Source organism: Veillonella sp. ICM51a (assembly GCF_000524355.1).
GTDB classification, from domain to species: domain Bacteria; phylum Bacillota; class Negativicutes; order Veillonellales; family Veillonellaceae; genus Veillonella; species Veillonella atypica.
On sequence record NZ_JAPX01000023.1, the window covers coordinates 198,264 to 207,911 of the forward strand.

A 9,648-nucleotide genomic window follows, 5' to 3' on the forward strand; every position below is an offset into this window, starting at 1 on the left:
AACCTCCTAAATTTGAGGTGCAACTTCTTCCATCAAGTACGCTTCGATTACGTCGCCTTCCTTGATGTCGCGGTAACCTTCCAAGGAGATACCGCATTCGAAGGATGTTTTAACTTCTTTCACTTCGTCTTTGAAACGACGTAAGGAATCAACCTTACCTTCAAATACGACAATACCATCACGGATCAAACGTACTTCGGAATCATTCGTAATACGACCTTCCGTTACATAGGAACCAGCAACGATGGCCTTAGGTGTGGAAATAACTTGACGCACCTCTGCACGACCAACGACAACCTCTTTAAATTGAGGTGCCAACATACCGCGCATAGCAGACTCAACGTCATTAATAGCATCATAGATGACACGATATGTACGTAAATCTACCTTTTCTTGTTCCGCAGCACGGCGAACATTTGCATCTGGACGTACATTAAAGCCCATTACGATTGCATTAGATGCAGATGCCAACATGATATCAGATTCGTTAATAGCACCTACGGCAGCATGAACGATAACGATACGAACTTCAGGGTTTTTAATACCTTCCAAGGATTGACGCAATGCTTCTACGGAACCTTGAACGTCCGCTTTGATGATAATGTTAAGGTCTTTCAACTCACCTTGTTGAATTTGGTTGAAGATATCATCCAATGTAACCTTGTGAGTAGCTTGTAATTCTTGTACACGTTGTTTAGCAATACGTTTTTCAGCGATTGTACGTGCTTCATTATCATCCATACCATAAATGATTTCACCAGCTTGTGGAACCTCGGAGAAGCCCAAGATTTCGACTGGCATAGATGGACGAGCAACCTTAACCTTTTCTCCACGTTCATTTGACATGGCACGGACTTTACCATATGCGGTACCAGCAAGAACTGTATCGCCTACGCGAAGAGAACCTTTTTGAACGAGCACTGTACATACAGCACCACGGCCCTTATCAAGTTGAGCTTCGATAACTACGCCATATGCTTTACGATTAGGGTTCGCTTTTAATTCCATAACCTCTGCTACGAGCAAGATATTTTCGAGCAAATCATCGATACCTTGTTTTTGTTTAGCAGATACAGGAACCATGATAACATCGCCGCCCCACTCTTCTGGCAATAAACCATGTTCAGATAGTTGTTGTTTAACATGATCTGGGTTAGCGCCTGGTTTATCCATTTTGTTGATGGCTACGATGATAGGCACATCGGCAGATTTAGCATGGTTAATAGCTTCAATTGTTTGAGGCATTACACCATCATCGGCAGCTACTACAAGAACTGCGATATCTGTAGATTTTGCACCACGTAAACGCATCGCTGTGAAAGCTTCATGGCCTGGTGTATCAAGGAATGTAATCTTATTGTCATTATAACGAACTTGGTACGCACCGATATGTTGTGTAATACCGCCCGCTTCGCCAGCTGTTACATTGGTTTGACGAATTACGTCCAACAAGGATGTTTTACCATGGTCAACGTGACCCATGATAGTTACAACAGGAGGACGAGGTTTCAATGTTTCTGGTGCATCTTCAATTTCGATGATATCTGTAGGATCTTCTTCTGGTTCTACTTCTGTTACGGTTACACCAAAATCTTCTGCTACGATAGTAGCTGTATCAACATCTACCTCTTGGTTAATGCTAGCCATAACACCTAAAAGCATCAATTTTTTGATGATTTCAGATACTTCACGGCCCATTTTTTCAGCCAATTCTTTTACTGTTAAAGGACCGCTTAATTCGATTTCCGTAGCGATTGCTTCTTGTGCTTTACGTTCTTCTTCCGCTTTATGTTGCAAGTATTGCTCGTTACGATGTTTTACCTTATTTTTCTTCTTTTGCATGGAAGTGGACAATAAGGATTGTGGGCGATTGTTACCTTTTTTATTTTTCTTATTGCGACGATCATTGCCATTTTGTTGGTTACCGCCATTATTGTTGCGATTATCTACACGGCCATTGCGGTTGCGGTTATCTGCATTACCATTGTGACGGTTGTCATTTTTTTGACCTTGTTGACCATCATTTTTTTGGCCTTGTTGATTACCATTTGGACGATCTTGTTTTTGATGGTTACGACCATCTTGTTTTTGGCCATTATTTTGTTTTTTAGTAGGCTCATTAATTTGTACATGACGAACATTAGATTTCTTATCGTCATGTTTCTTATCATCATGTTTAGCCACTTTTTTATGGCTCTGTTCTTTTGCTGGTTTATCTGTTTTTACAGCTTTATTAGGTGTTGCAGCTTTTTCATGTTTGCTTGGATTAGCAGGAGCAGCTGCTGCCTTTGTATCGGCCCCATTAGATTTACCACCTAATTGGTTTTTCACCACAGTATAACCTGCATCATCTACTGTATTAACGGCTTTTGTAACATTAAAATTATGTTGTTGCAAAATAGAAATAACCTGTTTACTTTCAACGCCAAATTCCTTAGCGATTTCATGTACGCGCTTTTTGGACATCTACATACCCCCTTCTTACTGATCAATCTCTTTTAGTAATGCTTTTGCAAATCCATCATCCTCTACGGCTACCACTACACGTACTTCTTTGCCTATAGCCGTACCTAATGTTTCTTTACTGCCGACTTTACGCAATGGGATATGATGTAATTCTGCTAATTGTATGTATTTCTTTTCATTATTGGCCGCACAATCACCTGCTAATAGAACAAGCTTAGGGGTTTTCTTTTTCATCGCTTTCTCTACGATGAAATCTCCGGAACTCAATTTTCCGGCCCGTTGTGCCAAGCCTAAGAGATTTAAAACTTTATCTTCATTCATATGCTGAAATTATTCATGACCTTCCAAATCGTGCTTCAATGCTTCATATACCTCTTTTGATACAGCATGCTTCAAAGAGCGTTCTAGTTTTTTACCCTTATACGCAGCCTCAAAACAGTCCATGGATGCACAGATATAAGCACCACGACCAGGGGCTTTACCAGTTCTGTCGATACTGATTGTCCCTTCTGGGCTTAGAGCAACACGCATTAACTCGCGCTTACTCTTTGGTTCACCACAGCCTACACAGGTGCGCATAGGTTGAGATTTGGTTTTCATTAGTCTTCGCTTTCCGCTGCTTCAGTACTTGTAAAACCTGTGAAAGGATTTTCTGCAGCTTGTGTTTCACTCTTAATGTCGATTTTCCAGTTTGTCAATTTAGCTGCTAAGCGAGCATTTTGACCAGCTTTACCGATAGCCAAGGACAATTGGTAATCAGGTACTACAACATAAGAAGATTTTTCTTCTTCACTAACATCTACAGAGATTACCTTTGCAGGACTTAAAGAGTTCGCAATATAAATGGCAGGATCTTCATCCCATTTTACAATGTCGATTTTTTCATCGTGCAATTCATCTACAATGTGTTGAACGCGTTGACCTTTAGGACCTACGCAAGCACCAACTGGATCGATGGATTCATCGCGGCTATATACGGCGATTTTAGAACGCATACCAGGTTCACGAGCTACAGATTTAAGCTCTACTACGCCTTCATAGATTTCTGGCACTTCTAATTCAAACAAGCGTTTTAATAGGCCTGGATGAGTACGGGAAATCATAATTTGAGGGCCTTTCGTAGTTTTCTTAACCTCTACGATATAGCATTTAATACGGTCCCCTTCATGATATGTTTCTGTACCGATTTGCTCAGTTGGAGGTAAGATAGCTTCTGTTTTACCAAGATTGATATATACATTTTTACCTTCAACGCGTGTTATAACACCCGTAATGATATCGCCTTCACGGCTATAATATTCTTCGTATACAACACTGCGTTCAGCTTCTTTCAAACGTTGAATCAACATTTGTTTAGCTGTATGAGCTGCACTGCGACCAAAGTTAGCAGGTGTTACATCTGCTTCAACAATATCGCCAATTTCATAGCGTTTATCGATTTTACGAGCATCTAATAGGCTGATTTCAGTTTCTGGGAATTCTACAGTTTCTACAACTTGTTTCTTCGCCATTACCTTATAAGCACCAGTTTCACGATTCAATTCCACATACGCATCTGGATTAGAATGTGGTTCCTTACGATATGCTTGTAATAATGCAGCTTCTAGGGATTCAAAAATAACCTCAGGTGCAAAACCTTTTTGTTTTGTCAGCACCATAACTGCTTGAATTAATTCTTGACTCACTCGTATGCCTCCATATATTAAAAATCAAGATGTAATCGAATTTGTGCAATGGCAGAACGTTCAAATGTTACGCTTTCACCATTGATTGAAAATTCTATCGTTGTATCTGTAAAGCCTTGTAGTACACCCGTATATTGTTTACTGCCATTAATGGGTTTAAACAATTGGATATCTACATCACGGCCATTATAGCGAATGAAATCTTTATCCTTTTTTAGAACTCGATCAAGACCAGGAGAAGACACTTCAAGCAAATAATTTTCCGCAATAGGGTCTTTCTCATCGAGAGCTGCGCTCAATTTTTCACTGACCATTTGACAGTCATCCAAATCGACACCACCTGTTTTATCTAGGTACACGCGCAAATACCAATCCCGTTCTCGAACATAGTCGACATCGACTAATTCCAGATTCGTGCCAGCTATAACGCCTTCAACTACAGAGGATACAAATTCCTCTACGGCCTCTCTTTTCATAGCCATCGCCTCCTTATAACATACTACATATCGATTATATACGCTGTTTTCATCATACAATTTGATACAATTATATGACTAATTTCACCCAATCATAAACGAAAGAGTGAGCAAAAAATAGCCCACTCTTAAAAAAGTTTATATAAAAGTCATGTATAGTATAGCATAATTCCGCTAAAATGTACAATTTAACCGCGTGAATTTAGTTCACACAGTATATTTTTTAAATGTTCAGATAGTACATGTTCCAAATCATCTAATGACTTAGCATCAAGATGATGGTCAATTTCTGGATAATTTTGATACCGTAATTCTGCAAAGAATTCATCGCGATATTCATTATAGTACAACAGTAATCCTGTACATTCATCCATCTTTCGATATTCACCTATGATATAGGAACCATTAATCATGCGCACCGCATTTTTAGGTGTTATATCTCGTACAAATCCTTCTAACTCAGCGGGCATAACAGATTCATAATCCCAATTTTGTAGCCCCTTACGCATATAGGTATAGGTAAAATTTTCTGCACTATTGATTAGTAATTTTGAAAGCCCCTGAACACAACGTTCTTGTAGGCCCTGCCAATACGGTTCGAACTCTTGGCGCACAAAAGATATATCTACAAATGTGAACAAAGGCATCACTACGTGCACGGTATAATCCTCTACCTCTTTATCATAGAGAGCACACCACTTCCAACCTAAATCATTTTCATAGTGAAATAAAGGTAATGTCAACACAGCTTCACCTGCAGCTAATGTTTCTTGCGCTTTCACAATTTCATCGGGCCCTGTCACCTTGAGTTTAAAATTACCAATCTCCGGTGGCAACCAAGAATAGTCTAAAGACTTACAGGTTTCAATGATGTTCTCCATATAATGACTCATACCTTTCTTGATAGGTTAAAACGGTTTTAACATACATACGCGTTTCTGGAAATGGAATCGTATCAACCATGCCATTCCAATTTTTTTCCTTAATCCATGATTCTACATGTCCACGACCTGCATTATAAGCAGCTAACGCTTGCACTTCATCACCGTTAAATTCTTTTAATAAATACCCTAAATACCACGTGCCTAGCTGAATATTTGTTTCTGGCTCTTTTAGTTGACGATCAGTATAATTTCCATGCCCCATTTGCTGGGCCACCCAACGAGCTGTATCAGGCATGAGTTGCATTAGCCCAAGCGCCCCCGTCTCAGATTCCGCTGTATTCTTATATTTACTTTCAGCTAAAATAACACTAGCCACCAACGATGGTGACACCTCTTCTTTTTCCGCAGCCGATACAACTACATCTCTATAATCAAAGGGGTATGCCGTATAGCGTGCTACAGGATCTTGCATATGGTTAAAATAAAACCATCCCAACACGACAACAGCCAATGCCGTTGCTGTATTTCGTTTCATACATCCTCCCCTTAATCCTAACCGTATATATTTTGAATCGATTCAAGCTTATATATATATTAATAATTATTTATTATACAACGGTAGTAGTTTCTCATGCCACAATTTTTCCAACTGAATATATAATTCCTCAGGTGTACCATCATTATTAATGATGACATCTGCAAAGGCGCGTTTATCATCTAATAACATTTGACTTTGAATACGCGCTAATGCGTCTTCTCTTGAATATCCATTGCGCTCCATTAATCGGCGAACCTGCACCTCTGGCGATACATAGACAAGCCAAACCGTATCGAGTCGCTCATACCACTTACCCTCAATGAGAAGAGGAATATCATAAATTACGGCTGGTTCCTCTTCCTCTTCATACATAGTACTCAATTCATTAATACGCTGACGAATGAAACCATGTAAGCAGCTATTTAACTGTAGGCGTTTTTCTTCATTGTGAAAGACAATACTACCAAGTGCTTCACGATTTAATCTACCATCATCGAGAATCACTGTATCACCAAATAATTCACGAATAGCAGCGAGTCCAGGCGTGCCAAGATCAACCACTTCACGTGCTACTACATCGGCATCAATATAAGGTACATTCTTCTTTTTAAAAAAATCTAGTACTGTACTCTTGCCAGATGCAATTCCACCTGTTAAACCTATTTTTAACATATGTGCCTCCTGCAGCTATCCTTCTACTCGAACGTTATATGTAAAATTTATTTTACAAGTGCCCAGTTTTCCGCATTATGTACATCAACGATAAGTGGAACATGTAATTCTACAATGGATTCCATGGTTTCCTTAAGCAACGTTTGAATAGCATCCAATTCTTCATTTACCACTTCTAATACAAGTTCATCATGCACCTGTAATAATAAACGAGATTTAAATGTCTTCTCTTCTAAAATGGATTCTACCTTGTTCATAGCGAGCTTAATAATATCCGCTGCAGTACCTTGTATCGGTGTATTCATAGCCGTACGCTCTGCAAAGGAACGACGGTTAAAATTACGACTATTAATATCTGGTAACTCGCGCATGCGACCAAACATCGTACGCACCTTACCCGTTTCATGGGCTTCTGTTACCATGTTATCCATATATTCTTTAACCTTTGGATAGCGGCTAAAATAAAGCTCAATATAGTTTTTTGCTTCTTGACGTGTAATGCCTAAATCACGAGACAAACCAAAATCTGAAATACCATAGATAATGCCAAAATTGACAGCCTTTGCGTGAGACCGTTCTTCGCTGGTTACCTCATCTTGAGACTTACCAAGCACTTCGGCAGCGGTAAATCTATGAATATCTTTACCATCGTTGAAAGCCTTAATTAATGCTTCATCACCAGACAAATGCGCCAAGATGCGGAGCTCGATTTGTGAATAATCGGCACTCACCAATGTATCAAAGCCTTCTCCAGGATAGAATAACGCTCTAATTTCACGACCCTTTTCTGTACGAACAGGAATATTTTGTAAGTTCGGATCTGAAGAGCTCAAGCGTCCAGTAGCTGTTACCATTTGGTTAAATGTGGTATGAATGCGATGCGTTTCAGGGTTGATGAGGACCGCTAAGCCTTCACAATAGGTAGAAACTAATTTAGCTACGGAACGATAGGCTAAAATCTTCTCTACAATAGGGCTTTCATGACGAAGCATATCCAATACTTCTGCATCTGTAGAGTAACCTGTTTTCGTCTTTTTAATAACAGGTAAATTCATCTTTTCAAACAAGATGATTCCCAATTGTTTGGGAGAATTAATATTAAACGTTTCCCCTGCCAATTCATAAATTTCTTGCTGAACAGCTTCGAGTTCCGCCTTGAATTTAATAGTTGTTTCTTCTAATTTTACAGGGTCAATATAAATACCATTTTTCTCCATAACTAATAATGTATGAATCAATGGCAATTCAATATTGTTGTATAAATCCCATAAGGATTCGTCTTGCAATGCCTTAACAGCGGCATCGTCCATATCAAGCAATGCTTTCACCATAGAGACGCACTCTACATCTACACTACCTGTAGCAATGGATGGCACACTAAAACGCTCTGTTAAATAGAGATAACCATAATTGGTACGCGTTGGGTCCAACAAATAGGCCATCAATGATACATCGTGAATACGGGCCACACCATTTTCATACAAACGGATTTGAGCCGGTTCATCGTGGCAAAGAGCCTCCATCAATTCCTTGCTTTGCGTCGTTACAACCGTCTTTGCACCATTCAATGCATTCAATAATTTGTCATTATGAGAACCATCTAGCTTGATAATGCTTTCACCATTGTTAATGAAAGCAGATGTAATCGTACGGAACGGCGCTTTGCCATCCGTAATAATATGAACACCAATGGTTTTATTTTTGTAAAAGTCCTCAGTAAGAGCAGATGCATCTAAGAGATCTTCGATTTTAATCTCTTCGGCCATACTAAATAGGCCACCAAAATCCTCTGCGTCGCCACCTTCTGAACCCATCACACTAGCCAAGCGAGGTGTCAATTTTGTAAAACCTAATGTTTCAAACATCGGTTTCACTTCGCCAAGATGGAAATTCTGTACAAATTGATCGAGCGTATAAGACAAGTCCATGTCAGTCTTAATGGTAGCCAATTGACGAGATAAGAAGGCTAACTCTTTATTTTCAACAAGACGTTCTTTTAATTTCTTGCCAGAAATGTTATCGATATTCTCATATACAGACTCTAAATCACCGTATTCATTAATCAATTTAAGAGCTGTTTTTTCACCAACCCCTGGAACGCCTGGAATATTATCGGAAGAATCACCCATAAGCGCCTTCATTTCGATAACTTTATCTGGGCCATAACCATATAATTCAGTCATATTATCCAAGGTAACCTCCAGCATATCTGAGATACCTTTTTTCGTTAAGAATACATGACTGTAATCGGTAACAAGCTGTAAATTATCGCGGTCACCAGTAATAATTTGCACTGCTAAATCAGAAGATCCAAATTTCTTAGACAAGGAACCAAGAATATCGTCCCCCTCATAACCTTCCTCTTCAATAACACAAATGCCAAGAGCCTTCAACACATCTTGAATCAAGCTAAACTGAGGACGTAAATCCTCTGGTGCATCAGGGCGATTACCTTTATATTCACTATACATTTCCGTACGGAACGTTTGACGACCTTTATCAAAGGCTACAGCAATATAATCAGGTTTAATCTCTTCATATAATTTAATGAGCATTGTCAAAAAACCATATACTGCATTGGTTGGTGTGCCAAGAGCAGACTTCAACGGAGGAAGCGCAAAAAAGGCACGAAATAACAGGCTGCTGCCATCTATAATCATTAATTTTTTCATAAGTACACCTCGCTTAATCATATGTTTCATTATAGCATATTGAGACGTAATAAAATTGATTTTTCATCGTTTAGAGCCATGTAAAAATATATGTAATAAGCATTCTTGCTTAAGAAGAATGGGAACACGGGTGGCCTAAAGCTTCCACCGGCCGGGTCTGACTACGGCCTACGGCCTTCGCAGGGCCAAAGTCGCTTTATGTTCCCCCATATCAAGCATTTAAAACATATATACATATATTTTTACATTCTGCTT

General features: G+C 39.3%; 9 protein-coding genes. All 9 read right to left on the bottom strand.

Annotation, left to right across the window (positions count from 1 at the left end; all coding sequences use genetic code 11):
• Positions 1-6 precede the first annotated feature (6 nt).
• Positions 7-2,466, bottom strand: a complete 2,460-nt coding sequence (infB, locus tag HMPREF1504_RS04090) for a translation initiation factor IF-2 (protein ID WP_038123626.1) — start codon at positions 2,464-2,466, stop codon at positions 7-9.
• A gap of 15 nt (positions 2,467-2,481) precedes the next feature.
• The gene (locus HMPREF1504_RS04095; protein ID WP_005378872.1) at positions 2,482-2,787 is read right to left on the bottom strand and encodes a ribosomal L7Ae/L30e/S12e/Gadd45 family protein; all 306 of its coding nucleotides are present in this window, start codon (positions 2,785-2,787) and stop codon (positions 2,482-2,484) included.
• A gap of 9 nt (positions 2,788-2,796) precedes the next feature.
• On the bottom strand, positions 2,797-3,066 hold the full coding sequence (rnpM, locus tag HMPREF1504_RS04100) for an RNase P modulator RnpM (protein ID WP_005378858.1): 270 nt from the start codon (positions 3,064-3,066) through the stop codon (positions 2,797-2,799).
• Entirely contained in the window at positions 3,066-4,151 is a 1,086-nt protein-coding gene (gene nusA / locus HMPREF1504_RS04105; protein WP_005379049.1) for a transcription termination factor NusA, read from the bottom strand. Before nusA ends, rnpM begins: the two co-directional genes overlap by 1 nt.
• 17 nt (positions 4,152-4,168) lie before the next feature.
• The gene (rimP, locus tag HMPREF1504_RS04110; RefSeq protein WP_038123629.1) at positions 4,169-4,627 is read right to left on the bottom strand and encodes a ribosome maturation factor RimP; all 459 of its coding nucleotides are present in this window, start codon (positions 4,625-4,627) and stop codon (positions 4,169-4,171) included.
• Positions 4,628-4,815: 188 nt separating this feature from the next.
• A complete protein-coding gene (locus tag HMPREF1504_RS04115) occupies positions 4,816-5,508 on the bottom strand; it encodes a hypothetical protein (RefSeq protein WP_005378862.1) in 693 nt (230 codons plus the stop codon).
• The gene (locus HMPREF1504_RS04120; protein WP_005379024.1) at positions 5,492-6,046 is read right to left on the bottom strand and encodes a lytic transglycosylase domain-containing protein; all 555 of its coding nucleotides are present in this window, start codon (positions 6,044-6,046) and stop codon (positions 5,492-5,494) included. The genes HMPREF1504_RS04115 and HMPREF1504_RS04120 overlap by 17 nt, the downstream gene beginning before the upstream one ends.
• A gap of 66 nt (positions 6,047-6,112) precedes the next feature.
• The gene (gene coaE, locus HMPREF1504_RS04125; RefSeq protein WP_005378851.1) at positions 6,113-6,721 is read right to left on the bottom strand and encodes a dephospho-CoA kinase; all 609 of its coding nucleotides are present in this window, start codon (positions 6,719-6,721) and stop codon (positions 6,113-6,115) included.
• Between the two features lie 47 nt (positions 6,722-6,768).
• Positions 6,769-9,393, bottom strand: a complete 2,625-nt coding sequence (gene polA, locus HMPREF1504_RS04130) for a DNA polymerase I (protein WP_038123631.1) — start codon at positions 9,391-9,393, stop codon at positions 6,769-6,771.
• Between the last annotated feature and the right edge of the window lie 255 nt (positions 9,394-9,648).

Excerpts from the sequence above, each read along its gene's own strand:
- infB (WP_038123626.1), bottom strand. The coding sequence starts at position 2,466 with ATGTCCAAAAAGCGCGTACATGAAATCGCTAAGGAATTTGGCGTTGAA.
- HMPREF1504_RS04095 (WP_005378872.1), bottom strand. The coding sequence starts at position 2,787 with ATGAATGAAGATAAAGTTTTAAATCTCTTAGGCTTGGCACAACGGGCC.
- rnpM (WP_005378858.1), bottom strand. The coding sequence starts at position 3,066 with ATGAAAACCAAATCTCAACCTATGCGCACCTGTGTAGGCTGTGGTGAA.
- rimP (WP_038123629.1), bottom strand. The coding sequence starts at position 4,627 with ATGAAAAGAGAGGCCGTAGAGGAATTTGTATCCTCTGTAGTTGAAGGC.
- HMPREF1504_RS04115 (WP_005378862.1), bottom strand. The coding sequence starts at position 5,508 with ATGGAGAACATCATTGAAACCTGTAAGTCTTTAGACTATTCTTGGTTG.
- HMPREF1504_RS04120 (WP_005379024.1), bottom strand. The coding sequence starts at position 6,046 with ATGAAACGAAATACAGCAACGGCATTGGCTGTTGTCGTGTTGGGATGG.
- coaE (WP_005378851.1), bottom strand. The coding sequence starts at position 6,721 with ATGTTAAAAATAGGTTTAACAGGTGGAATTGCATCTGGCAAGAGTACA.
- polA (WP_038123631.1), bottom strand. The coding sequence starts at position 9,393 with ATGAAAAAATTAATGATTATAGATGGCAGCAGCCTGTTATTTCGTGCC.